The organism is Halobellus clavatus (assembly GCF_900107195.1).
In the GTDB taxonomy this organism is placed as follows: domain Archaea; phylum Halobacteriota; class Halobacteria; order Halobacteriales; family Haloferacaceae; genus Haloquadratum; species Haloquadratum clavatum.
The window spans coordinates 1-22,780 of record NZ_FNPB01000007.1; the positions used below are offsets into that span (position 1 = coordinate 1).

Sequence of the window (22,780 nt, forward strand, 5' to 3'; positions counted from 1 at the left end):
GGCAACGAGGACGCCGGCTTCTCCGAGGCACTCGTGGGCGTCGACGGCGAGTGGCGCGGCATCCAGGTCAAAGCGATGCCCAAGGAGAAGCAGGTCATCGACTTCGACCCGACCTCACAGGTCCGATCCTCACTGCCCGGCGCCGGCGACGAAGCCGTCGATACCGAGATGGAGGAGTTCCAGGAAGAGCTCGAGCATCGAGCAACGAACGGAACGAACGAAACGAGCGAACTGAACGAGGAATCAGACGCCGTCGAAGCTGAGCCAGACGGCGGGTCAACGGAGGAGACCAACGATGGCTGAGTACTTGCGCGTCACGCCGACATCCGAGCGACTTGACCCGGAGAGTATCTCCCGCGTCCTCGACAGTCTCCACAAGCTGACCACGCCCGGCTCGTCGGGCCTCGGGGCGAAGCTGAACCCGCTCCACAGTGAGACACCACCCCGATTCGAGTTCCTCGCGATCAGTGATGGCCCGGACGACCCGGTAGAGTTCTTCTACGGGGCCGATGCGCACCTCGATACGCTCGAGAAGCGCCTCCGTTCCATCTATCCAGCCACGTTCGACATCGAGCGCGTCGACGTCGACGTCGCTGCCCGGCTCATTCAGCCAGTCGAGTTCACACCGCAGGAATTCGTCGACCACTACGAGGCCGGGCGGCTGCAGTACGAGTTTGGCCCGGCAGAACAGTACGGCATCGTCGACGAGGAATCAGCGGACTCCGAGTCAGCCGAAGCAGACCCCGTTGTCGACGGCGGTACGGCATCCACGAGCGTCCCTGATCATCACGTGACTGTCGGGGACTCAGCCCTGGAACTAGCGCCGCCCGATGCACTTCCAGACGACGAGGAAGAGCGACGGGCCATCGAGAAGCCGACGATGACACCGGCGGGAACGATTCTGGCTCGCCCGGCACAAGACGCTGTCTCGCCGCTCGGGGTTCGGTGGTGTGGCGCCGCGTCGCGGAAGCAGGACTGGATGACCTCGCTGACGCCGTTCACAGCAGAGGAAACTGACGGCGACCTCTCGTCCGTCGACGAACCCGGCGCGGCGCTGGCGTCGCTGATCGACCACCTGATGGAGGCGACAGCGCCGACCGCGTTCCAGGTCGTCTTTCAACGGCGTGCCAGCTGGCAGTCCGACGCGGAGGTGCGGAAAGAGGACCTCGTCGACGGCCGCGACACGTTCTTCCAGGAAGTCGTCGGGTCGTTGCTCGAGGTCGAGGACCAGCGGAGCGACCAGGACGACCGGCAGCTCAGCGAGGCCGTCGAGAAGCGGATCGAGTACATCGACGCGAAGAACGCCAAACGGTCGTTCACGGTCAACATCCGGGCCATCGGCGTCCCCACCGACGACACCCGCGACGACCTCGATGGCCGGATGGACTCGCTCCTCCCCGTGTTCGACCCGCTTGATGGTCCGTTCTACGAGGTCGAGGGGCAACGCCTCCGGGACAGCGGCTTCCGTGAGAAGACGAAGGAGAAGAAGGCACGGGCCGCTCTCCAGCGCCTCCTCAATCGCGAGTTGACGACGGGACGAGGGAAGACCCGTCCCGAGCTGGTCCTCAGCGGGACGGAGCTCGCGAACTTCGTCCTCGTCCCCTCCTCCGAACAGTTGACCGTCGAAGGGACGAGGGGAACGAGGGCCGAACAGCAGAGTCGGAACCCGCTCCCGTGGCCCAATCCGGACCTGATCCAGCAGTTCCAGGACGGGATGGCTATCGGCTACGCCCTCGACGATAACGGGGAGCCGCGACCGGATCCGATCCGGATCCCGCCGGACCTGTTGCCGACGCACTACGGGCGGTTCGCGTCGACTGGTGGCGGGAAATCGAAGGCCATCATCAACGACGCGCTCTCCCTGCGCGAGTCGACTGGTGGCCCTGTCGTCCTCGTCGATCCGAAGGGTGACGGGATGTGCGAGAACTACCTGCGCTGCCACTACGAACGATTCGGTGGCTTGGACGACGTCTACCACTTCCGCGTCCCGGAGACCATCCCCGCGTTCTCGTTCTTCGACATCCGTCCCGCGCTCGAGGCCGGTCGCAACCGAGAGGACGCGATTCAGGACAAGGTCGACCACTTCCACGACATCCTCCGGATGATTATGGGTCGCGAGCAGTACGGGCAGGCGTTCGTCGCGAACGAGATCCTGAGTTACCTAATCAAGGCGCTGTTCGACGAGGAGTACGGGACCGACGTGTTCGGGCTGGACGACCTCTTCGCCGCCGCGCTCCGGATGCAGCGCGACCAGACGATTCCCCCGGTCTCGGCGGACAACCAGAACATCGAGGAATCGCTGACGCGCCACTTCGCGAAGGACAACCACCAATTCCAGGTCTCGATGGACGCCGTCGGGAACCGTCTCGACAAGCTCAAAGAGGACGCACATCTCCGGCGGATCTTCAGCCACGTCCCCGAGCAGAACGAAGCCGGCGAGTACGTCGACAACCGCTTCGACTTCCGCGAGTTCCTCGATGAAGATGCAACCATCATCTTCGACCTCGGCGACCTCCGGCCAGAGGCACAGCGAGCGATCACACTCCTGCTGTTGAGCAACCTCTGGGACGCCGTGCAGGTGCGCCGTCGCGACGGTCAGACGGACTACGAGAAGCTCACGAACCTCATCATCGAGGAGGCGGCGCCGGTCGCGTCGACGAAGCTCGTCTCCGAGCAGCTCCTGCCGCAGGGCCGGTCGTTCGGCCTGAGTATGGGGCTCGTGATGCAGTTCCCCGAACAGGTGCGGAACCGGAACGAGCGGGCCTACGACGAGGTGCTGAACAACATCAAGACGAAGCTCATCGGCAACATCTCGATCGAGCGCGACCTCGCGGAGTCGCTCGCGCACGAGGACCTCAGCCCGACCGAACTCCGCAACCGAATCAACACGCTCCCAAGTGGCGAGTGGATCGCCCAGCTCCCGAGTCCGTCGTTCGGGGAGACTGGTCCGCCGCCGTTTTCGTTGAAGCCCCTCCCGATTGCGCCGGGGCATCCAGAAAGCGATCAGCCGCTCACAGAGCCCCAGGAAGACCATTTTGAGTCCGTGTCCCGGCCACGGATGGTCGAGCGGACACAGGCCCAGTACGGGCTGACAGAGCCGACTGAGGTGAGTACTTCCCCAGAGGGGACTGGCTGGGGGAGTTCGGGGGCCGAAACGACAGGCTCGACTGCCGACGGCGATGCAGCGACCGACCCGAAGCAATCCGCGTTCATCAGCAAATCGACGACCGAGGACGCATCGACGTCGACTACCCAGCCCGAGACGGACAGCGACCCAGATGCAGACGGGGCAGCGATGAGTCCCCTGTTCGGGCAGGCCACCGAGACGGACGAGGAGTCAGCTGGTGACCAAGCAGCGCAGCCGGAGAACGGGGCAACGCCCGTCCAGGAAAGCAGCGTGCCCGTCCCCGATGACGAACTCCGCCAACGCGGGCTCAGTCGAGACGACGTCCGGTTCCTGAATCGGGTCCTCGACGTGATGAACCGAGAGGACGACGAGTACACGCTACTGGACAGGATGAGCCAGCTTCGGGACGATTACGACGACCTCCATGTGGAGCGGCTCACGGAGCAGGACCTCCTGGAAGCGGACTCCGCGGCCGGGCGCAAGTACTACACCGTCCTCCCGGACGGTCGAGACCTCCTCGGGAGAGAACTGAAAGCGGGACCAGGAGCGGGCGACCTCGGCGAGAAAACGCCACACAAGGTTGGCGTTCGGCTCCTCGAGCTGTGGCTCCAGCAGCGGGATGACGTCGGTCGCGTGGAACCGTACTACAAAACCGACGACGGCACGGTACTGGACGTGGCCGGCTTCGACGAGGACGGCGATCTCGTCTGGGCCGGCGAAGCAGAGCTCGCGAGTAACAATCGGCACGCCCCGGTCGAGGATTACGACAAACTCAGCGCGGTGGACGCAGACGCGATCTGGGCCTTCAACAATCGCGAGACGGCGCTCGATGTCCTGGAGAGCCTTGCCGACGCGGATCGGATCGACGAGCGGGTCAGCGGGCGGGCGGCACGGTCGTTCGCGACCATCAGAGACGCCGTCGACGACTTCGATGCTGCGGGCCTGACCACCGTTCGGGGCTTCAAAAATCTCGACCAAGAACTCAACCAATGACCTGGCGACAGGCGACCCGCGAGGAGATTTACGCCTACTACGCCGAGGAGTTCCCCCGCTATCTGGATGACCTGCCGGAATTCATCACGGCGACCGGCCCGAAACAGTACGCCGTCGCCTTCCGCGAGTCCCATCCGGTGCGCAAAGACGAGGTGCCGGCCAAGGACTTCATCCGGCGGGATACGTGGCAAACAGATGCGTCGGGCGACCGAACGACGCCCGAGTTCGACGACTTCGAGGACGTCGTTGAGTTCATTCGACACCCAGCTCGCAACGACCCGCTGGGGCGGAGCGAGTTCGCGCTTGCTGATCCGGAGGTGCTGGAGAAACCGGACCCACGGCCCGACGCCGTCTACTACGCGCTGGATCACTGGGAACGACCGTGGGTCCTCCTCGTCGACATCGACGCCAAGGAGATCGCCCGAGACCGAGCGGACGAGATGGTGTCGGCGGCCGTCGATGATCAGGACGACGATGCGCTCCTCGACGCTGCGGGGATCCTCGACGCCGCTCCCGAGGGGTATCCGTACGCCTTCGAAGACATCGACCGCGCCATCGAGTACGGATTCAAGGTGCGCGACATCTTCGAGGACGATTTCGACGCCGAGGAGACGATGGTCGTCTACAGCGGGCAGGGGGTCCACGTCTACCTGCTGGATACCGACCCGGCGTACCGATACGACGAGCAGAGTCGCGAGGTGTTGAACGACCTCCTCCTCGAGACGTACGACATCCCGATCGACCCCGTCGTGACGGCCGACCGCCGGCGTGTCGCTCGCCTGCCCTACTCGCTGCACGCCGACGTCTGTAGCATCGTTCAACCAATCGAAAGCCCGGCGTTCGACGTTCGGTCGGCGACACCCGAGGTGATCGACGAATGAGTCCGAGTACCCCCACCGACGACGAGGACATGGCGTATCGGGTTACGGCACTCCCGCTGGAGTACGGTGAGACCCGCATCAACCAGCTGTTTACGCGTGGCTACAACCAATACGTCGTCGACGGCGAGGACCAACCCGAGGACCTCGTGAACGACGTCGAGCGGTTCGGGACGGCAGCGTTCAAAGAGCAGGTTCGTGCCGACGCCGCCGAGGAGCCGTTTGTCGACGAGCCGGGGACGCTCGCCGTGCTCGCGACGTTGAGTGCGATCTGTGTGAAAGAGCACCCGAAGTTTGAGCACGCGTCGCCCCGGAACATCCAGGTGCTCTACGACATCCGGGAGCTGTACGTCAACAATCTCGCCTCCCTCATCCGCGCCCACGGCGATGGGTCGCTCCAACAGGACATCGCCGACGTGCTGTACAGCAAGGAGCCCGGTGAAGATGGCCCGCATCCGGGTCGGGTCTGTACGGGCATCACAGAGATGCCGGAGTTCGGGGAGGGCCTGTACCTCGAAATCCCGATGGCGGCGGCGTCACGCAAATGTCTCGTTCGAGCGGAGGGCGAGTCATCGACGGGGAGTGACGATGGCGGGGAGATACTGACGCGAGTGAAGGACAACAACCTGTACGTCCCGGTCGGTGATTTCGACAGCAAGTATCGTGACTACGCTGAGCGGGCGTTCAAGAAGCTCCTGCGGGTGCAAGAAGACGGACTCTCCGACGACCAGCTATCGTGGCTGACCACGAACGAGTCGGCGATTACGGAGCGGATCGACCGCTTCCTCGAGACCGGTCATCACGAGCGAATCTGGCGGAACTGGGACCGTGGGGAACGGACGATCCGCGTCCTCCGACGGGCTCTTAGTGACGCCCCCGACGACGTCGCGCAAAAGGGTGAGTTCCACACGGCGAAGGAGCTCTACAGAGCGGTCGAAGCGTACGACGCCGAGGACGAGTGGGAATCCTCTGTAACGGACTGGATATCGAGTCCGAGCAGTCTCGCGAAGACGCTGGCCGACCACGAGTCCCACTCGGCCGTCACGATCGACCGCGACGGGCGCGTCAATACGTACCGAATCGGACGAGCCGGAACCGGCGCCGAACAAATCGAAGTGCGAGAGATCGAGGACCTCTTCGAACTCCCCTGTATGGCGAATATGGAGGAGCGGCTACACGAGAAGAAGCCCGTCCGGAAGGACCTCTACAACTTTGCGCGGATGGTGATGTGGCTCCCGCAGTACCAAGACAGCAGCCTCGACGAGATCGTCGCGGACCTCAAGGACGTCTTCTCCAGGTGGCCGTGGTACGACGAGCAGGAAACTGAGTACCAAGTCCGCTACGAGTTCTCGAACACGATCGGCGGAGACACCCCGTTGCCGATGAACTGCGATAACGACGATATGCAGCGCTACTGCATCGGCCAGGACCAATGTCCCTACTCGATCTGGGGTAGCCTCCCGTTCCCGGATGAGATGTACGAGCAAGTCGACGAGGAATCGGCGGGTCTCTCAGAGCAGTTCTGAATTACAGAATTTCTATCTTTTTCCGTTCTTGACCTACATCACTGGCTGAAAGACCGTCTTCAATTCCTCTGACTGACTCAAGCTATCTGAACCTGCGTGGAGTCTTGGAGACGTTTCTTCACCCCGGCACGGTGAAGAGCACCGATAACAAGCAATGCATCCTCAACAGGGTTCTCCTCGCTGTACTCCTTAACGTCGTAGGCCATCCTCATGTCTCTGGCAGCCATCGTCCCCGTGGCGAAAGCACCGAATATCAGAACGGCAGCGGCGACAAAGACGGAGGGGACAAGTACAGGGATTGGCACCCACTGAAACGTCGCGACTACCTTCGGCAAAGCGAATATCGCCAACATCACGATGCCATGGTGAACCAGCATCCACAGCAGCCGGTACTCATCAATCACATCGAAAAGATCCATGTCCACCTCAACGATCTCCGCGTCGTATTCCTCCGCTAAGTCGTATACGAGATGGGAATCATGGAGGCCTGCGATCCTGAACAATTTCTGGCCCAATAGCATCAAGTAGAGAGCGGCGACCAATAGAGGAACCATGACCAAGTTCGACAGGTGCTCAAATTTCCCAGGCCTCTTCGCCAAAGGAGCCTCGACAAAGATGACATCAAGCCGATCGAAATTATTAGCAGCTGAGTCCTTTCTCCGGGAAGGGAGAGTAATATGATTCCCGCCGGAGATATGGAGCTCTGTTGCTGTTCCAGCCATCACCTGAATATGTCTACGGGAAATGGTTTATAAGTCCATCCTCGGTCTATTCGGGTATGCCAATCGACGTAGATTCTGAAGAGTGGAAGGAAGGCCGCCTACTAGATCCGCTTGAAGTCCACATCACCGACCTTCTACGTAACAACGACGAGCAGGCCTTCACGCTAGAAGAGATAACAAATCACATTATCGAAGACGAGGCGGATGCCCTGTTCCTATTAGACGGCATCGACGAAGAGCAGGCACTCGAAGAAGTTGACGAGGAGACGTATGGACTGATCAAGTCCCGTATCGCGATGAAACTGGAAGATCTCGGGTGGCGAAACTTCATCGAATGGAAGGTCATAGGGTATGACAACGCCGATGTCGGCACGGTCTACTTCACAAACTCGGACAAGGAACCGGTTTCCCCGCTTGCCAAGATTCAGGACGTCTATCCACGCAAGTTCAGTAGCATAGAAGAAGACATCGAGAATCTTGCTGACGATGTCGAGGAACTACAGTACGCGGTCAACAATCTCCGCAAAGAGAACTACTGACCCCAGAGCATGAATGAATCCGACCGGAAAGTCCGTCGAGAGATTCTGAAGTACGTCTACGACAAGTTCGAGGAATCAGTCCTCGACAGGGCAGGTACAGAAGGCCTCTACGAAAAACTGGACGAGGTTGACCGGAACGAAATCGATTACAACCTTGTCCGCTTGAGAGATGAGAGGCAGATCGGCTTCGATGTCTCGATGGGCGGCGTCCACGGAATGGAGCTAACTGCGGAAGGAATCGAGAGGTTGGATCAAGACGGCTATGACACCGTCTTAGAGGACGAAATCCGGTACGATATACTACAGCTGCTGTATGAAACCGACCGCGAACACCCGTTCGGCTCGGCTAAGCTCTCTAGCGAAGACATAGCTGAAGAACTGGATGTCGACGAGGACCGAGTTCTCCCTGCGATTGGATACCTCGATCTGAAGGAACTCGTCGACGCAGCTGTTGGATCCAGGCCTGAGGCCACTTACCGGGGAGTGGAAATAACGGGAAGAGGTCGGAACAAGTACGAACTATACGTGGAGGAAGGAACCTCCATTCCGAATACGCAGCCGCTGACACGGTGGACACAGCATTCGGTAGGACCAAATGAACCCGAAAAGGCCCAAAACCTGTTCCAGAGCGTAGTCGAGGTCGCCCAAGAGAAGATCACTATCGTCGACTGGTACTTCAAAGAGCCTGCCTACGATCTTTTGGAGGGAGTTCCGGACACGGTCGATATTGAAATTCTCACATCGGAGAGAGCGTTCGATGATGAAGACGAGTACCGCGGCTTGGTAGCTGACTTTTCGGAAGGCAGATCCGGCGAGGTTGACGTAAGGTATGTCGAGTACTACGATTTCGAAGCCCGATTGTTCCATGCCCGGTATCTTGTGAGGGACGAAATCGAGGGATGGACGTGGGATCAGTCCTTCAAAGATGCAGGAGATACTCAGCATACGGTCAGCGAGGTCAGACCTGTGAATCTGGAGTCGACGATGGAGACCTTCCAGGAGGCTTGGGAGCAAGGTGAGCAGGTTAATGGTTAGTAAGCCAGTCACAATCGCCTTGCCGAGAAGTGAAGATGGAATGACAGGGCGGCAATGCCCTCGCTGTGAGGGAAAATTCAGGGTTCATCTTCCGACTGTTGAGGACAAATGTTACCTTAATCTGCGGTGTCCCTACTGCAAGTTCATCGATCGCTTGGACCGTTTCTTGACTGGTGAGCAAAGGGCATACTGGGAGGCTATCGGACGTGATGAAACCCTTCAATTAGCATCTGATGTCACGGAGGAGGTCTTTTCAGAGGCCTTTGACGATCTGGATGGCGGCGGCCTAATCGATTTTGAGGTAGAGACTGGGAGTGTAGATTTTGGCGGTACTCATATCCCATCCTGGCAGCTGGATGTGATGACTGAGGAGGTTATCTGCGGTGAATGTTCTTTCCGCTTTGCAGTGGAGGCAGACCGGGATGGCGTTTGCCCAATCTGTCGCTGAGTTACTCCGTTGGCTATTCGATGATGTTTCGAGGATTGCGATAAGGTTACTTTCGAATACCATCCCGTTCATTCTAAAGTCTCTGTACCGATCGCTTCGATTCATCTATTCCGAGGGGATCTTCTTCGGGGGTACGTCTGTTATTCAGCATATCATCTGCAATCCCCCACAACCAATGGATTATAACAATTCCGTCAAATAGTAGAAAAAGATCCTACTGAATCCCCGTCGCGCAATTTTCAGCGGCTAACACAACCGAAATCGAGGGAATCGGGGTGTTTCACGATTCGAAGTACCGAGCCGAGGAGCCTCGAGAGACTCAGAACAGCTGAAGCAGCGGCCCGGTGAAATTCAGATACATCCGAAATCACCTTCATTACCCCCTCGTCGAGCAAATTTTGTGACTCCAGTATTAGTCCCGAACTCGTCGAGGTACTTTCTACGCTCTCAAATCGGCCCGACGGGGTTCTTCTGCAATTTAAGTCCGTCATTTCGCCTTGCAAATCGCGGTTTTCGTCCAAAGAAAGAAGCGATATGCAATGTGCGAAGGCCGCCGGCTCTCTCAGGCCGAGGGCCATCACAGGGGTAGCGGAACTACGGAAGTATCAGATTTAGCGTATTGGTTGACAGGGTGCGTTTCGGTGGGGTCTGTTGCCCCCGCGAGGGGGTGGCGGGGCGCATCACGTGCCCCCGATAGACGATGGCTTCGGAACAACGCAGGAAGACACGAGCAGCGGATCACGCAGGAACTACCCCCGACGATGAGGCGCCGTGGGCGGACCTCGAGATGGCGGTTCCGACCGACCGGGATCACGCGTCGGTCGTCGCCCTCGTGGAGTGTGCTCTCGTCGAGCTCACGCACGAGGCTGTGGGCGCCGTCTTCATTTCCCGGCAGGTCGGGCGGTCGACGCGGACGCAGTACGTCGCAGCCGACGACGTCGGCGAGCAGTTCCAGAAACGGCACTTCGACGACCGGCTGGGCTGGCACGAGACCACCGTCCCTCGACGAACCGTTCGCTACGAGCTCATCACCCATCTTACGCGGTCGACATACCTGATGACAAAGCGTCCGTGTGAGGCACCTGCTACAGACCCGGATACATTCGTGGTGAAGCCAGTTCGAGAACTCAAAACGCCGTAGTGAATGAGCTTAACCAACACAAAGGCACCTGCACCGCCTATTGTTGGTTAGAAGATACCGCGAGATTCAGACCAGAGGGTCATCGGCTCATGTTGAGACTTTAGACGACCTCTTCGGCATCTTCAGTGACCTGAATCCGACTTTCTGAATCTCGATAATACCATTCTGATAGATGACTCTCTAGATAATGGTGAACATCAGCACTATCGTCAAGCCCCCAGCGGTTTTGAAGTTCTCCGTTACTTGTGGGGGAGAGTTCAATAACATCTTGCAAGCGGGAGATTTCTCTGTCAGAGAGCTCTCTTGTATCATCATCGTCATTCTTGCTCGAATGTTGGGCTTTCGCTATCTTTTCAGCCTCCTCGGCCGGAATCTTCCCATCAGATTCTACTGCCAGGTTAGGTGTCTTATCGGAGTAGGCAAATCGGAGAGGAGACGGATGAAGTTCTCTCGTTCGGTTCCGATATTTCTCTAAAAACGGTTGAATAATTCTTCCCTCCCCAATTTCCATAAGCTCTTCAAAGAGATATTGGGCTTCCTCGGTTGAGTTGATTCCCTCATCTGCTTCCCACTCAGCACTCTCTGAATCTCCTCGACTTGGGTACTCCTGTGAAGACTCCAGCCACTGCTCAAACGCATCAATTTGTGAGAGCAGGAGATCCTCTTGGTATTGGAAACTCGTTTCATTTTCTGCGGTGACTTCGACGGAGGTGAGATACCAATCAACTACGATCGACTCTTTTATCGGGTAAATGTCGAATTCTTCAGCAACTTCCCACCCATCGATTTTGAACGGAAGTTCCCTAAGATGATACAGAAGGTTGGCAGTCCAGTAATCATTCGGTGCAGCATGGAATGAGCGGATATTTCGGCCATTTTCGATCTCCAGGCCCATGCTATCAGAGTTTGCGAAAGTCATTAGCCGATCTGGGATTCGTTCCGGGATTTTCCCGTAGTCAGTGTAATTCTGGCTTTCAATTTCACATCCAAAGGTAATGAAATCAGAAATGAGATCCTCTAATGCGTTCGCTTCTTCCCAGGAATCAGCTGCCTCAATATGGATGAGGGACTTCGGGGGGAACAGTCGTGTCGCGTTGGCTGATTTTTCTCCCGCAGTTGCGTGCTCTACAATCCGGTTAACAGGATCTCTGGTCTGGCCCACATAATAGACCTCATCTGCTTCCACAGCCTGTTCCACCCACTTTGGAAAGTTCGATTCGTGTCCGCCCATCGGGGGGCGTATTTTTGCTGGAAGCTCCAACCAGGAATCTTCGCCCGCCTGTACAGCGTTCTGAATTGCTTTCCCATCAAATCCAACCAAAGGACGTCGAAGAGATATCTCAGACTGACATTCCAAAACATAGATGTAGAATTCCCCAGAAGTATCCCCGATTAGCTTTTGAACCTGTTTTTTAGTTCTCGGCCGGATTTCATCTTCATCAAGTTCAAAGAGAGGAGAGGTCATGGTTGCCTACTGACTTGAGGGCAAACATCAGTCTTTCTACTGTATCCTCCAAGAGAACCGGACTGCAGTGGGGTATAGAGTAGTATTTTATCGGGATGGCTACGAATTACAGAAGATATGGTCGTCGTCGAGGAGGTCACCAAACTGAGCGAGCGCCGCACCCAAACCTCGTCCGATGCGTTTCCGGATGATTCGTTGGCTTCGATTCGGTCGGCCGTCGAGGCCGTCCCAGCAAGCGTCTTCGACGGCTCGACGAAACACACGGAGGTCGGCGGGTTCGATGCTGCAATCGCCGACGGCCTCTCGCAGTACGAGTACGAAGGGGATGCCGCCGGGGGCTACAACCCGAACTGCAAGCTCTGGTCGCATCAAGGGTTTAACTACAGCGTCGACCTCTACGACGCCGACGACCGCATCGCCATCGAGGTCGAGAAGAGCGAACGGAAGAACGTCAGCGACGATCTCCTCAAGTTCCAGAAGGGGTACCGCACCAAGAAGGACGGCCGGCCGAAGATCGAGTTCGGCTGTCTGGTGGTGCCGGTGAACTACCTTGGTCGGCATAACCTCTACCAGCACAGCCTGACAAAGCTCGACTTCATGAAGGGCGTCCTGTTCATCGACGACGTCGCCGTCATCGGCTATCGCGACCCGCGACCGGACTGACCCTGTCCGCCCTGACTGTTTGTCGGCGCCGGGAGGCGTGCAGCGCGCAACAGCGTGCGCTGCGTGACTCACCATGCCTGGTCCCGATCCTCACGACGACACGAGTCGCGACTACGAACAGTTCGAGAAAGAACTGCTCGCCCAAGACCGCGACGCCACCAGCGTCGACACGGCGGACATCGACGACACGACGGCCCAGCGCCTGGTCAGCGATCTCGTCGATGCGGACGTCGTCACTTCGGTTCCCGAGGACCAAGTTCTGGTTCACGAGCCGAGCGGTACGGCGTTCGACTCGACAACGCAGTTGGCCGTCTTCCACCGTGGCTGGACGGTCGGCCGCGACGCCGACGCGGAGTGCGAGTGATGCAGCAGACCCTCGTCGGCTGTGCGTTTTGCGACGCCCCGCCTGGTACCGAGACTGGCGAGGCCCACACCTGGGGGCAAGACGAGCGGGTCACCCACCCGATCTGCGTGGACTGCGCGATTCAGACGGAGCCGGATCCCGACGAGTGCGATCACGTCGCCTGTGACGGCTGTGGACTGGTCGTCGACACACTTGCGGCACTCACCCGATTCCGGGTCGAACTGGGGCATCTGGAAGGCCCGTTGCAGCTGTGCGCCCGCTGTAGTCCGGGCGGGCTCGCGACGTACTGGACGCGCGATCTCGAGGGGCATCTCGTCGCGACGCCGGCGGAGTGACCCAAACACTCTTTACTGATTCGCTGTAAACTGTAATCAAGAACGACCCGTGTCACGCACATCAAACCGCGCCGACGGCGACATCGTCCGCGACTTCCTCTCGGTCGCGGACCTCCTCGAGGAGCCACAGCTGGCTCAGCTGTACGCGTACCTCGCTCGGGAAGGCGAGGCGACGGTCCAGGACGTGATGGACGACCTCGAACTTGCCCAGGGGACCGCCTACAGCTACGTCAACCGGCTCGTCGACGCCGGCGTCGTCGACGTCACCGACGACGGGCAGCCACGTCGGTACGCCGCCCGGGAGATCGACCTGACCGTGACCACGGCTGCTGGCGACCGCGAGTACACGATCACGCCGGCGCTCATCGACGCCGTCGGCCGCCGTGAGACGGACGCCGATATCGACACGTACATCGACCGGCACGGCGTCGCCGGCCTCGCGACCGCGCTCACCTACGCGGTCGCTCGCGAGCGCGGCGAGGTGACCCACCGGCTGATGGCGGAGGACCTCGACATCTCCCCGCTGGCCGCGGAGCTGATCCTCCAAGCGCTCCGGCCCGTTGTCCATGAGCACTACAACATCGAGGCGGCAGGAGCGGGACTCGACGAGTTGAACATCGACGACGGCGACGCAGCTGACGACGCGTGAGCCGGCTCCACATCGCCGACACCGGCCTGTTCGTCGCGATGGGGCAGCCGTCGAACAGTCGGTACCAGGCCGTTCGGCGGTTCGCTCGCCGGAAAGACGTCACCTTCGTACTCCCCGAACGAGTGTACGAGGAGCTGACCGTCGACGACCCCAACGTGGAGGAGGTGCCGATTGACGCCGCGATTGACGAGGGCTGGGCGACAGTCGCGCCGTCGCTCGAGTTTTCAGAGCCCATCGTCTCACGGGCGATGGACGGCGTCCAGCGGTACATCGCGAACGCCGACGACCGGCCCGCGGACGAGGTCGAGCGTGCCGACGCCGCCCTCGCTGCGCTAGCCGCCCAGCATCTCAGTGCCGGGACAGCAACCGAGGTCTACATCTACACGACCGATATTGCGGCTGGGGAGGGGGCTGAAACCGTACTCGGGAGTGAGGGGTACGGGGATTCAGTGACGTTCGTGAACGGATTCCGGTTCATCGAGGATCTGGTCGCCGGAGACGGCTGACGCTACTCGGGGTCGAGATCACGAGCGTCGAGCTCACCGGCGAGATACGCTTTTCCTTGGCGAGTGATGTCGTAAACGCCGTTGCCCAGGTGGACGAGGAGGCCATATTCGACCAGCGTCTTGCAGCGAGCGTTGATGTGTTGCCGGGAGAAGCGCACGCGATCGCTGTCCGCCATTTCCTTCGGGGTGTCAGGGCCGTCCTCAGAGAGATGCTCCAGAATGCGGTCATCAGCGCGAGACATCCAGTCGGCGTCAAAGCGCATAATCGCTTCTGGTTGCGCCGACGCTATCCCAAACGCGCTAAGTCAAGTAGCAAAGCGTTACGCTTCTGTGGTTGACTCCAAACGTTTTAAGCGCCAGCCACCTTAAGCGTCGAGCATACAGATGCATTCCCCGTCCATCGGCAGTTCGGATGGATCGAGTGACCTCCTCGTCGAGATCATCGAGACACTGGAAGCGTGTGGGCTCGAGGACGACACCTATCAGCTCCACGATTACGTGGACCCGGGTGCGCTCGAACAGCTGATTGCCTCCGCCGATGAGGAGATCGTCGTTCAGTTCACTGTCGAGGGGATTCCCCTTTCTGTCTCACCGGACGGTGTGGACGTCATCGTCGAGGACGAGTCCGACTCGGTCGACGAATAACGACCGCAGCAGTTGAGATAGCGATTACTCTCGAAAGCCCTCGGCCGCTCGACGTCCCGCGACCACCGCTGCGCGCCTCGTCCCTGCGGTGCTTGCGTCGTCGGGGCACGTCGAGCGCCCGGCCCCTTTCAGTCCCACCCGGAGTCTATTGCTGGGCTAGTGGTTCCCATCGGTTGGCTGGTGTGTCCGTACCGGCCCGCCCCGCTCGCCGCTGCCGCCCTCCGCGTCGCTCGCGACCGACCATTCCGGGCGGTCTGCCTGCAGTAGCGGGCGGACTGCCGGGCTAAAGTGCATGTGCCCTCGGCGCCAGCGCTTCACCCGTTCGGGTCCTCCGGACCTCGGCACAGCCGACCGCGACGGACGTGGTTGCGTCGCGGCGAACGGGGAATGCGCTGGCCGCTCGCTCCGGGCGGGTCGGCGCGCGGTGCTGATTGGGGCCACCTCATGCAGGCGCGCTCTCGCTCGCGCCCGGTAGGGCGCTCGCGAAGGCGCGAGCGAGAGCGCGCAGATGGTTCTGTCGGTCGTTGTCGTCGGAAAACCGCGATGTAGTAGCATCGCGGTGTCGGCGCGTGAGCGCCTTCAGTGGTACCTTGGTGTGATACCAATGTCTAGTAACAACGCTAGCGGAAAGGTCGTTTCGGTGGATGAACAGGCATTCGAGAAAGCGGGCGGTCAGGCGGTCGATGAAGACGGCTTCCCAGTCGTCGACGAGACGCCGGAGTTCCAGGCCGCGGTCGAGCAGGAGACGCAGGCGAAGGTGGATGCGAACCACCCGGATGGGATCGCGGACACGAGCGAAGACCGGATTCACGGTGTCACCCTCGAACAAGAGGAGCGCATTCGGGCGCGGGAAGCGGAACTGGAGCGCATCAGTGCCCAAGCCGAGCTGGGAACGCAGGAGGGCCGGGAGCAGCGTACGCGGGAGGTCGTCAGCGAACTGTGTGGCCGTGACGAGCCGGCGCCGACGGAGCGCACGGATCCCCGAGAGAAGGTGACGCAAGACGAACTCGCGAAGGTGAACAAGCAGGCGATGCGGATCAGCGACGAGGTGCAGGGCGGCTGGTCGAGAGCGGTCGTCGCGAAGCAGCTGGCCGAGAAGGTGGCACGCGGTCGGGACGTCACGAAGGCGGTGCTGGAAACCCTCGAGGAGTTGAAGGCAGCGCCGGGGGCGATCGTGCCCATCGCGGACGTGCCGGACGTCCCGGTCGGTGAGGTGACGGTCGAAGGCACAGTGAGCGAACTTTGGGATCCTAGTTCCCCAGCAATCGCCCAAGTCGGACTCATCGAAGACGAAAGCGGGCGTACGAAATTCACGATCTGGGAGAAGAGCAAGAAGACGGTGGTTCGAGAAGGGCAGACAGTCCGGTTCAGAGCGGTCAAGAAAAATTGGTACCAAGGACGGTGCAGTCTCGCCATCACGGGCTGGAGCAGGATCGAGTTCCCGGAGCGCGGCCGGTGGTGGGAAGAGTAGCCAGCTGACGCAGCCTTCATTTTTTGCTGTGTGCCGGACCGACCCAGACCCCGCCGCCCCACCCTCCGCTCCGTGCTCGCTTCGCTGCGCGCGCAGCCACAACCTCGTTCAGCGGTCTATATGAACGATTCAATCCTACAGAGGGGTCCAAGCCGAGAGACTAATCAATCTCTCGCCAGACAAGGTCGAAGTGGCCGAGGATTAGGTCAACAGTCAGGTTGAACCAGTCGACAGCGGTGTCGGTATCGATCGCAGGAACAGGATCATCAGTAGGATGGATAATGTCGTGGCGCTGTTGGAGGAAGGTCTGGAACCGGTTCCATTCATCGAAGTACGGGTCCTCGTGGCTGGTGAGAGTCACGCCCGAGATGTCGTTCAAGGCGTCCTTTGCTAGATCCTTTCGGCTAATCTTGTTGCCAGTACGGTATTGGTCGACTGAATTGATGGCCTCGGTGTGATCTTGGCCTTGCCATCGATAGTAGAGGTAGATCTGCCGATAGAGACAGTTGTCGACGGCAGATACGAGAAGTGGCCCAGCTGCTAATGGATTGTCACGGTTGATTGCGCTTTTGGCTTCACGGAGAAGGGTGAGCCAGGGGGGATCCCGTCCTTCTGTCTGGAGCAGATTTCGTTGATAAATCAAGGTGATATCATCACCTTTCGCGATGGCATCTTGGGCATCCTCGTCTTTTCGGAGATTGGCAGTGACAAGGACTTGGCGAGGGGCAACCTGAGTAACCGAGACAAGGAGGATATCAGCTAACGTCGCCCGAGTCATTGAGTCTTCATGGCGATCAATCGGTAACCGATCATCTTGATCAACATCACTGCGCTCAGCACCTTGCAGGATTAGCGACCCGCGCTCAATTTCATAACCTTGGTAGAGGTTGCTCAGTTTGTGTTCGGACGTCTCTCCAACTGTGACATCGGTATAGTTCACTCCTTGATGACCGGCGATACCGAAGGGATAGGATCGGTACGAGTCCCCGGTATCTGCAATATCAGAAAGGCAGACCAGAAATGCATTCTCGGGAAAAAACAGTGCGCCACAGGCTGGACACGGTGTATAACTGTTCGGTGTGATATCCCTGAGCGGGATGTTTTGCTGCTCTAAGTGTCGAAGCAGTTGTACGACTCCGATCCGGTGCTCACAGTTCGGACACATGAGATTCGTCGCACCGGCTTCTGCACCGGGCGGGAGGCGAGAAGCGAAACTCATCTCTTAAACGGATTATGCTCACTCGATTATAAAATCGACCTACTGGATGTGTCCCTATCGTCTCAACCATACGCTTCGGCATAGAGTCTATTGTCCCCTCAATGGGTGAGGGGATCGCCGTAACGGCGAATTCCCACTAAACTGGAGAGAACAATGGCAACGAGAGACATCTACGAAACTGGCTTCGACGAAGACATCCGAACGGAGTCGAGCGCGAACCACTGTCCCGAGTGCGACGGACGGGTCACCACGAACGCGGTCGAAACGGTCTGCGAGGACTGTGGCCTGGTCATCGACGAACAGCGCATCGATCACGGGCCAGAGTGGCGGGCGTACGACGACAGGGAGCGCGAGCGAACGGGTGCTCCACTCACTGCGGCCCGCCATGATCGCGGCCTGTCGACGGAGATCGGTCGCGGCACCGACGCGAAGGGGAACGAGATCTCTGGGCAGAAGCGACGGCGACTCGCGCGGATGCGCCGTGAGCAGACACGTGGTCGCTGGCGGTCGAAAGCAGAACGGAATCTCGCCCACGGACTGGGCGAAGTGCGTCGGTTGGCGAGTGCCCTGGAACTCTCCGATTCGGTCCGTGACCAGGCGTGTCAGCTCTTCCGGAGCGCTCAGAACGAGGATCTGCTTCGTGGCAGATCCATCGAGGCCATCGCCGCGGCCAGCATCTACGGGGCCTGCCGGTGCAACGGCCGCTCGCGGTTGGTGGATGACGTCAGCGAGATGGCTCGCGTGGCGGAGTCACGAGTCACGAACGCGTACAAAACGCTCAACGAAGAGCTGGGCCTTCCCGCCGAGCCCGTCTCCCCCAGCATGTTCGTGCCGCGCCTCGCTTCTGATCTCGAGTGTCCGGACGAGATCCGACAGCGGGCCCGAACCCTCGCAGAGCAGGCCGAGGAGCGCGGCGTCACGACGGGCGTCCATCCGGCCGGGTTCGCAGCGGCCTGCCTCTACAAGGCCGGTCATGAGGAGGGGCGATGGCTGACGCAATGTGACGTTGCCGAGTCCGGGGACGTCACGCCAACCACGGTTCGGACGCATCACGAGACGCTCAATGAGCTCTCTGTCTAGACCGGCCAAGTAGGGAGCGAAGGCGCCCCATTCTCCCAGCGAATTGCCTCTACCGCCGCCGGGAACTGCTGTAGTCGGTCATCGAGGACGGCGAGTGGGTGCGCATCAAGAAACGTCGCGCTATGCCGGTCGACAGGCGTGTCTTCGTGATTGAGTTGGATGTGACAGGGCCCAAGGTCCGGATGGTCGGCGTCTTGATGGAAGCCGAGCATCAGATTCCGCTCCGGTTCGACCCAGTTGATGCGGTAGTATTCGTGGTCGACGCCGGCGGGGTACCAGAAGCGAATCTCCAGTCGGGCGGTCGCCGCGTCGTGGGAGTCACCCAAGAACGTCGTCGGATCGACATCCGCGATGACGTACCGGGGTCGGCGTCGAGACGGGCGATAGCGGACCTCTTCACACCCTGGCTGGTTCGTCAATCGGTCGTGAACGTCGCGGAGAAGGGTCCGCTGTGTATAGCGGTCGCGACCGGCAAGAAAGATCATTCTGTGAGAGAAAGGATTAGCTCGTGGCGCGGTCAGCCACGTCGGTCATCTGCTCACGGGCGGCTTCGACGTCGGAGTAGAGTTCCAGTGCGTGCTTGATGAGGCGGCGATCCTCCTCGTTCTCGCGCCAGAACGCGATGACGTCACGGCGCTCGCGGAGCTCGGCACTTGCGAGATCACGGTCGGCGAGCGACTGTTCGAGCTCCTCCCACGTCTCGACGTCGTAGGTCGCCTGCCACTCCTCGATCTCCTCGGTAATCGCCGCCAGTTCGTTGCGTAGCTCCTCGCGCGTGTTCTCCTCAATGAGCGTCCGGATTTCCTCGAAGAGCAGGCGCGTGTAGTCCGGCTGATAGCGCGTGGTCTCGCCGGCCTCGACGCGACGCAGCTGGCCTTGGTCGACGAGATCCTGGAGTTCCTCGTTGGTCGTACTCCAGGCGGCGTCGGCCTGCTCGCTGATCCAGTTAACCGACCGCGGTTCGCGAAGCGTCTCGGCGACCGCCCGAATACGGTCGCGGGCACTCATCGACTCAGCCCACGTCTGGACGCCATCTCGCGGGGATTCGGACATGCTTGGCACCTTTTGCAACAGTGTTCGCGTTGTACTCCCATATATGTTTGTACTCTCTCGTATAATCGAGAGGATATTGCGAGCGAAGGCCTCCGGACGTTGAAATGCGATACCGACAGAAGCTATGAGCCAACCGATGCACAACCGATATTCTGACTTCGAGGAACTGCGGCCGACTGGCGAGGCGTCCCACATTCCGGACACGAGGCTGGACGACGGGTGTGAGGGTGCCCCCCGGCGGCAACGCGTCGCGACGAGCGCTGGTGGCTACCCTGATGCGCCGACGGCCGCCGACGGCGAGTGTCGGTCCTGTGGGGCGTCAGTCCCGATCGGCCAGACGAAATGCCGGTTCTGTCTCACCAACCATCTCGGGAGTGACGCCACAAGCACGAACGAGACAGCGTCGACGACGTTCCTCGGTATCGTCCACCTGATCGTCGAGTCGACCACGTTCTACGGCGCCGTCGCGAAGGGCGGCGCAGCGGCGAACCTCCTCTCCGCCAACGAGGCGGAGCCGGCCGTCGACAACTACACCCTCATCTACGATCTCGACGAAGCACCGGCGCGCCAGCTGGTCGAGCAATGGCCCTCACTCCCCGACGCGGTACAGGTGGCCTCAAAGGAGGGAGAGCGGCTTCTCAGTGCCGCCCGTGACCGGACTGGGTGGCACGGGCAGGGAGCGTCGGAGCGTCAGGAGCAGGCCCCGACGCGGCTCTACGACCAGCGAGGGGACGGCATCCGCGACGCGTCGCGTCTCACTGAGGTCCTCGACGACGCCGACGACGCGGTGTGGCTGGTTCCAGCGATGGCGCTGACCGAATCTACTGGCCAGGCTGTGGCTGATCGCCAGGTGTCGTCGGTACCGACGACGCAGGAACTCGACTGTGAAACCTGTGGACGGGCAACCGACCATCGGTTCAAGACCCATGAATCAGTCCCGGATGCGGCGTGGACGGGCCAACCGATCTGGGAGTGCCGGGTGTGTGGCTCAGCTCGCTACGGGCCGAGTCCATCGACGCACCGTTCGTCTTAACCAACAAAATGGCTATATGATTCTCAATGTTGGTTAATAGGCGCACTCAGTTCCACAGCTACCCGCAGCCGGAGAGGTTTCTCTGCGCCGTGAATCGGCGAGGCGCTTCAAATGGACCCACGCAACACGCCCGGATATCGACTGCATCGCTCACTCACCAATCTCAAGCGCATCGAGACGGCCGGACTCGACGACGCAGATCAGGAGCGGATCGAGGCAGCGAGAGCTCTCCTGCAGGACGTGAGTCTGCTCACCCAACCGCAACACAGCGGGGACGCCGATACACAGATCGAGTCTTGATCGACGTCGCAGGCCGGAATTCGGGTATCTCGTTCCAGAGGCTGTTTATTGCCCCCCAGAAGGGGTGCGGGGGAGAGAACCCCGAGGCCAACAGATGACCCACCTCACTGAACAATTCCATATTACCGAAAAGTAACAACGAAGGTGAATCACAAATGGACGACACGCTACGACGTACGGTACGAATCAAACTCGACGTACCCAGAGAACGTCGTGGCGATCTCCATCAGACCAAGACTCAATTCCTCCACTGCGCTAACCGAACGAGCGAGTGGGCGTGGCGGTACGACGACGACTGTATCACCAGCAAGAGCAGGGCCGAAGAGGCCCTGTATGACGAGTTGAGGGAGGAAACCGAGCTCACCGCTAACCTCGTTCAGAAAGGTATTCGTCGCGCTATCACAGCCGTCAGGGCCGGCGTCGAGAAATTGACGCAGGGCAAGAAGACCAGCCAACCAAAGTTCGACTCGTGGAGCATCGTGTACGACAAACGCTCCGCGACGTTCAACGACGACCACGCTACCCTCTCGACGCCGAACGGAAGAGTCACCGCCGAATACGTTCTCCCACCTGAAAATCAGCGAGAGAACACGCCGTTCGGACGGTACTACGAGAGTGACAACTGGAATACGTCAAGTGCCACGCTCCAATATGACGAGAACGAGGACACGTTCTACCTGCACGTTACGCTGAAAAATCCCGATTATGGGAGTGACGGACCGGAACGCGAAGAAAGCGAGTCATGTGATGATCTCCCCGAGAACGGAGTGGTTCTCGGCGTGGACTTGAACGTGACTGGCGCGTTCGTCGTCACCTCCACAGGCGAGTTCATTGGCAGTGCAGACTTCCTCACCCACAAGCGCGACCAATACGAGCAACGCCGCGGCTGCCTACAACAGACGGGTACTCGATCGGCCCACCTCACGATTCAATCTATTGGTAGTCAGTTCAGCGAGTGGTCATTAAACTGGCTCCACAACCAGGCCAACGACCTCATCGAGGAAGCCGGTGATGCGGATGTAGACGGGATTATTTTCGAGGACCTCACTCACATCCGCGAGAACATTGCGAACGGGAGCAAGTTCCAGCAGTGGGCCTACGCGAAGTTCGTGGAACTCGTTGAGTACAAGGTCGAATCTACTGATTTGTTCGTCGATTTCGTGAACCCAGCGTACACGAGCCAACGTTGCTCATATTGTGGGTGTACCCACGAGGATAATCGCGACGACAAGCAGTTCGAGTGCCGGTCATGTGGGTATGAGGTGAACGCTGATTACAACGCGGCGAAGAACATTGCAAACCGATACTGCAAGTATATCCATCGCGGGCAGAAGTCTCGCGGTGGATGGGCCACCAGTCAACTGGCCCTGAAGTCAGGGATGCTGAACGTGAATGGTGAATACAAGCCTTCCGCCTAGCGCGGATAGAGCGGGAGTCCACTGACAAGTCTCTGGGCTTGACCCGGAGACGGTTGACGAAGTGCCGCTTTCCCATACTGCCAAACCAGTACGTCGTTCGCGACGGCGAAGTCCTCCACGCGGATCTCAGTTCCCTCGACCCGATCGACGAGTAGCGTTGTTCGTCCCCC

The 22,780-nt window shown here is 59.8% G+C and carries 24 protein-coding genes and 1 pseudogene; 19 read left to right on the forward strand and 6 right to left on the reverse strand.

Features of this window, described 5'->3' with window-relative positions:
• From BLU74_RS10935 to BLU74_RS10950, 4 genes and pseudogenes are all read left to right on the forward strand, one after another.
• Nucleotides 1-303, forward strand: a pseudogene (locus BLU74_RS10935) (VirB4 family type IV secretion system protein); the annotation flags it as partial.
• Entirely contained in the window at nucleotides 296-4,120 is a 3,825-nt protein-coding gene (locus BLU74_RS10940) for a hypothetical protein (RefSeq protein ID WP_089767328.1), read from the forward strand. The pseudogene BLU74_RS10935 and the gene BLU74_RS10940, both read left to right, overlap by 8 nt.
• On the forward strand, nucleotides 4,117-5,001 hold the full coding sequence (locus BLU74_RS10945; RefSeq protein ID WP_089767329.1) for a bifunctional DNA primase/polymerase: 885 nt from the start codon (nucleotides 4,117-4,119) through the stop codon (nucleotides 4,999-5,001). The genes BLU74_RS10940 and BLU74_RS10945 overlap by 4 nt, the downstream gene beginning before the upstream one ends.
• Nucleotides 4,998-6,524, forward strand: coding sequence for a primase-associated protein (locus BLU74_RS10950; RefSeq protein WP_089767330.1), 1,527 nt, complete (start codon nucleotides 4,998-5,000; stop codon nucleotides 6,522-6,524). Before BLU74_RS10945 ends, BLU74_RS10950 begins: the two co-directional genes overlap by 4 nt.
• Nucleotides 6,525-6,601: 77 nt before the next feature.
• Here BLU74_RS10950 and BLU74_RS10955 read toward each other — a convergent pair whose 3' ends face one another.
• Nucleotides 6,602-7,246 (reverse strand): hypothetical protein, encoded by a 645-nt coding sequence (locus BLU74_RS10955; protein ID WP_139175724.1) that lies wholly within the window; start codon nucleotides 7,244-7,246, stop codon nucleotides 6,602-6,604.
• Nucleotides 7,247-7,302: 56 nt separating this feature from the next.
• Here BLU74_RS10955 and BLU74_RS10960 point away from each other — a divergent pair, with 56 nt between their 5' ends.
• From BLU74_RS10960 to BLU74_RS10970, 4 genes are all read left to right on the forward strand, one after another.
• On the forward strand, nucleotides 7,303-7,785 hold the full coding sequence (locus BLU74_RS10960) for a hypothetical protein (protein WP_089767332.1): 483 nt from the start codon (nucleotides 7,303-7,305) through the stop codon (nucleotides 7,783-7,785).
• A 9-nt stretch (nucleotides 7,786-7,794) separates the two neighbouring features.
• A complete protein-coding gene (locus BLU74_RS10965) occupies nucleotides 7,795-8,820 on the forward strand; it encodes a phospholipase D-like domain-containing protein (protein WP_089767333.1) in 1,026 nt (341 codons plus the stop codon).
• Nucleotides 8,813-9,268 carry a hypothetical protein gene (locus BLU74_RS18465; protein WP_139175726.1) on the forward strand — a complete coding sequence of 152 codons (456 nt, stop codon included), beginning with the start codon at nucleotides 8,813-8,815 and terminating at the stop codon, nucleotides 9,266-9,268. The genes BLU74_RS10965 and BLU74_RS18465 overlap by 8 nt, the downstream gene beginning before the upstream one ends.
• Nucleotides 9,269-9,968: 700 nt before the next feature.
• Nucleotides 9,969-10,409, forward strand: a complete 441-nt coding sequence (locus BLU74_RS10970; protein ID WP_089767334.1) for a DUF8030 family protein — start codon at nucleotides 9,969-9,971, stop codon at nucleotides 10,407-10,409.
• Between the two features lie 100 nt (nucleotides 10,410-10,509).
• Here BLU74_RS10970 and BLU74_RS18470 read toward each other — a convergent pair whose 3' ends face one another.
• A complete protein-coding gene (locus BLU74_RS18470; RefSeq protein WP_139175728.1) occupies nucleotides 10,510-11,874 on the reverse strand; it encodes a DUF5797 family protein in 1,365 nt (454 codons plus the stop codon).
• A gap of 117 nt (nucleotides 11,875-11,991) precedes the next feature.
• On the opposite strand from BLU74_RS18470, the gene BLU74_RS10985 reads away from it, so the two are divergent.
• From BLU74_RS10985 to BLU74_RS11005, 5 genes are all read left to right on the forward strand, one after another.
• Nucleotides 11,992-12,537, forward strand: coding sequence for a hypothetical protein (locus BLU74_RS10985; RefSeq protein WP_089767337.1), 546 nt, complete (start codon nucleotides 11,992-11,994; stop codon nucleotides 12,535-12,537).
• 73 nt (nucleotides 12,538-12,610) lie between these two features.
• Nucleotides 12,611-12,901, forward strand: coding sequence for a DUF8069 family protein (locus BLU74_RS10990; protein ID WP_089767338.1), 291 nt, complete (start codon nucleotides 12,611-12,613; stop codon nucleotides 12,899-12,901).
• Nucleotides 12,901-13,236, forward strand: a complete 336-nt coding sequence (locus tag BLU74_RS10995; RefSeq protein ID WP_089767339.1) for a DUF7558 family protein — start codon at nucleotides 12,901-12,903, stop codon at nucleotides 13,234-13,236. Before BLU74_RS10990 ends, BLU74_RS10995 begins: the two co-directional genes overlap by 1 nt.
• Before the next feature lie 49 nt (nucleotides 13,237-13,285).
• A complete protein-coding gene (locus BLU74_RS11000) occupies nucleotides 13,286-13,885 on the forward strand; it encodes a DUF7437 domain-containing protein (RefSeq protein ID WP_089767340.1) in 600 nt (199 codons plus the stop codon).
• Nucleotides 13,882-14,391, forward strand: a complete 510-nt coding sequence (locus tag BLU74_RS11005) for a PIN domain-containing protein (protein WP_089767341.1) — start codon at nucleotides 13,882-13,884, stop codon at nucleotides 14,389-14,391. The genes BLU74_RS11000 and BLU74_RS11005 overlap by 4 nt, the downstream gene beginning before the upstream one ends.
• A gap of 2 nt (nucleotides 14,392-14,393) precedes the next feature.
• On the opposite strand, the gene BLU74_RS11010 is transcribed toward BLU74_RS11005, so the two are convergent.
• Complete coding sequence (locus BLU74_RS11010) at nucleotides 14,394-14,654, reverse strand: winged helix-turn-helix domain-containing protein (RefSeq protein ID WP_089767342.1); 261 nt, start codon at nucleotides 14,652-14,654, stop codon at nucleotides 14,394-14,396.
• A gap of 121 nt (nucleotides 14,655-14,775) precedes the next feature.
• Here BLU74_RS11010 and BLU74_RS11015 point away from each other — a divergent pair, with 121 nt between their 5' ends.
• On the forward strand, nucleotides 14,776-15,036 hold the full coding sequence (locus tag BLU74_RS11015) for a HalOD1 output domain-containing protein (protein WP_089767343.1): 261 nt from the start codon (nucleotides 14,776-14,778) through the stop codon (nucleotides 15,034-15,036).
• A gap of 604 nt (nucleotides 15,037-15,640) precedes the next feature.
• Nucleotides 15,641-16,507, forward strand: a complete 867-nt coding sequence (locus BLU74_RS11025; RefSeq protein WP_089767344.1) for a DNA-binding protein — start codon at nucleotides 15,641-15,643, stop codon at nucleotides 16,505-16,507.
• A 160-nt stretch (nucleotides 16,508-16,667) separates the two neighbouring features.
• On the opposite strand, the gene BLU74_RS11030 is transcribed toward BLU74_RS11025, so the two are convergent.
• Nucleotides 16,668-17,726: a hypothetical protein gene (locus tag BLU74_RS11030; RefSeq protein ID WP_139175730.1), complete on the reverse strand. Its 1,059-nt coding sequence runs from the start codon at nucleotides 17,724-17,726 to the stop codon at nucleotides 16,668-16,670.
• 153 nt (nucleotides 17,727-17,879) lie between these two features.
• On the opposite strand from BLU74_RS11030, the gene BLU74_RS11035 reads away from it, so the two are divergent.
• Nucleotides 17,880-18,806 carry a transcription initiation factor IIB gene (locus tag BLU74_RS11035; protein WP_089767346.1) on the forward strand — a complete coding sequence of 309 codons (927 nt, stop codon included), beginning with the start codon at nucleotides 17,880-17,882 and terminating at the stop codon, nucleotides 18,804-18,806.
• Here the strand turns inward: BLU74_RS11035 and BLU74_RS11040 are convergent.
• Nucleotides 18,803-19,291 (reverse strand): hypothetical protein, encoded by a 489-nt coding sequence (locus BLU74_RS11040; RefSeq protein ID WP_089767347.1) that lies wholly within the window; start codon nucleotides 19,289-19,291, stop codon nucleotides 18,803-18,805. The two genes, BLU74_RS11035 and BLU74_RS11040, sit on opposite strands and share 4 nt — an antisense overlap.
• A gap of 16 nt (nucleotides 19,292-19,307) precedes the next feature.
• A complete protein-coding gene (locus BLU74_RS11045) occupies nucleotides 19,308-19,859 on the reverse strand; it encodes a DUF7342 family protein (protein WP_089767348.1) in 552 nt (183 codons plus the stop codon).
• A gap of 136 nt (nucleotides 19,860-19,995) precedes the next feature.
• On the opposite strand from BLU74_RS11045, the gene BLU74_RS11050 reads away from it, so the two are divergent.
• The 3 genes from BLU74_RS11050 (at nucleotide 19,996) to BLU74_RS11060 (ending at nucleotide 22,610) form a co-directional block, all read left to right on the forward strand.
• Nucleotides 19,996-20,892, forward strand: coding sequence for a biosurfactant protein 1 (locus BLU74_RS11050; protein ID WP_089767349.1), 897 nt, complete (start codon nucleotides 19,996-19,998; stop codon nucleotides 20,890-20,892).
• A gap of 111 nt (nucleotides 20,893-21,003) precedes the next feature.
• Nucleotides 21,004-21,192, forward strand: coding sequence for a DUF8012 family protein (locus BLU74_RS11055; protein WP_089767350.1), 189 nt, complete (start codon nucleotides 21,004-21,006; stop codon nucleotides 21,190-21,192).
• A gap of 155 nt (nucleotides 21,193-21,347) precedes the next feature.
• Nucleotides 21,348-22,610 (forward strand): RNA-guided endonuclease InsQ/TnpB family protein, encoded by a 1,263-nt coding sequence (locus BLU74_RS11060; protein ID WP_089767351.1) that lies wholly within the window; start codon nucleotides 21,348-21,350, stop codon nucleotides 22,608-22,610.
• The last annotated feature ends 170 nt before the right edge of the window (nucleotides 22,611-22,780 follow it).

Excerpts from the sequence above, each read along its gene's own strand:
- BLU74_RS11025 (WP_089767344.1), top strand. The coding sequence starts at position 15,641 with ATGTCTAGTAACAACGCTAGCGGAAAGGTCGTTTCGGTGGATGAACAG.
- BLU74_RS11040 (WP_089767347.1), bottom strand. The coding sequence starts at position 19,291 with ATGATCTTTCTTGCCGGTCGCGACCGCTATACACAGCGGACCCTTCTC.
- BLU74_RS11055 (WP_089767350.1), top strand. The coding sequence starts at position 21,004 with ATGGACCCACGCAACACGCCCGGATATCGACTGCATCGCTCACTCACC.
- BLU74_RS11050 (WP_089767349.1), top strand. The coding sequence starts at position 19,996 with ATGCACAACCGATATTCTGACTTCGAGGAACTGCGGCCGACTGGCGAG.
- BLU74_RS10940 (WP_089767328.1), top strand. The coding sequence starts at position 296 with ATGGCTGAGTACTTGCGCGTCACGCCGACATCCGAGCGACTTGACCCG.
- BLU74_RS10965 (WP_089767333.1), top strand. The coding sequence starts at position 7,795 with ATGAATGAATCCGACCGGAAAGTCCGTCGAGAGATTCTGAAGTACGTC.
- BLU74_RS10950 (WP_089767330.1), top strand. The coding sequence starts at position 4,998 with ATGAGTCCGAGTACCCCCACCGACGACGAGGACATGGCGTATCGGGTT.
- BLU74_RS18465 (WP_139175726.1), top strand. The coding sequence starts at position 8,813 with ATGGTTAGTAAGCCAGTCACAATCGCCTTGCCGAGAAGTGAAGATGGA.
- BLU74_RS10985 (WP_089767337.1), top strand. The coding sequence starts at position 11,992 with ATGGTCGTCGTCGAGGAGGTCACCAAACTGAGCGAGCGCCGCACCCAA.
- BLU74_RS10945 (WP_089767329.1), top strand. The coding sequence starts at position 4,117 with ATGACCTGGCGACAGGCGACCCGCGAGGAGATTTACGCCTACTACGCC.
- BLU74_RS10955 (WP_139175724.1), bottom strand. The coding sequence starts at position 7,246 with ATGGCTGGAACAGCAACAGAGCTCCATATCTCCGGCGGGAATCATATT.
- BLU74_RS11010 (WP_089767342.1), bottom strand. The coding sequence starts at position 14,654 with ATGCGCTTTGACGCCGACTGGATGTCTCGCGCTGATGACCGCATTCTG.
- BLU74_RS11035 (WP_089767346.1), top strand. The coding sequence starts at position 17,880 with ATGGCAACGAGAGACATCTACGAAACTGGCTTCGACGAAGACATCCGA.
- BLU74_RS10990 (WP_089767338.1), top strand. The coding sequence starts at position 12,611 with ATGCCTGGTCCCGATCCTCACGACGACACGAGTCGCGACTACGAACAG.
- BLU74_RS10970 (WP_089767334.1), top strand. The coding sequence starts at position 9,969 with ATGGCTTCGGAACAACGCAGGAAGACACGAGCAGCGGATCACGCAGGA.
- BLU74_RS10960 (WP_089767332.1), top strand. The coding sequence starts at position 7,303 with ATGCCAATCGACGTAGATTCTGAAGAGTGGAAGGAAGGCCGCCTACTA.
- BLU74_RS10995 (WP_089767339.1), top strand. The coding sequence starts at position 12,901 with ATGCAGCAGACCCTCGTCGGCTGTGCGTTTTGCGACGCCCCGCCTGGT.
- BLU74_RS11045 (WP_089767348.1), bottom strand. The coding sequence starts at position 19,859 with ATGTCCGAATCCCCGCGAGATGGCGTCCAGACGTGGGCTGAGTCGATG.
- BLU74_RS18470 (WP_139175728.1), bottom strand. The coding sequence starts at position 11,874 with ATGACCTCTCCTCTCTTTGAACTTGATGAAGATGAAATCCGGCCGAGA.
- BLU74_RS11030 (WP_139175730.1), bottom strand. The coding sequence starts at position 17,726 with ATGAGTTTCGCTTCTCGCCTCCCGCCCGGTGCAGAAGCCGGTGCGACG.
- BLU74_RS11015 (WP_089767343.1), top strand. The coding sequence starts at position 14,776 with ATGCATTCCCCGTCCATCGGCAGTTCGGATGGATCGAGTGACCTCCTC.
- BLU74_RS11060 (WP_089767351.1), top strand. The coding sequence starts at position 21,348 with ATGGACGACACGCTACGACGTACGGTACGAATCAAACTCGACGTACCC.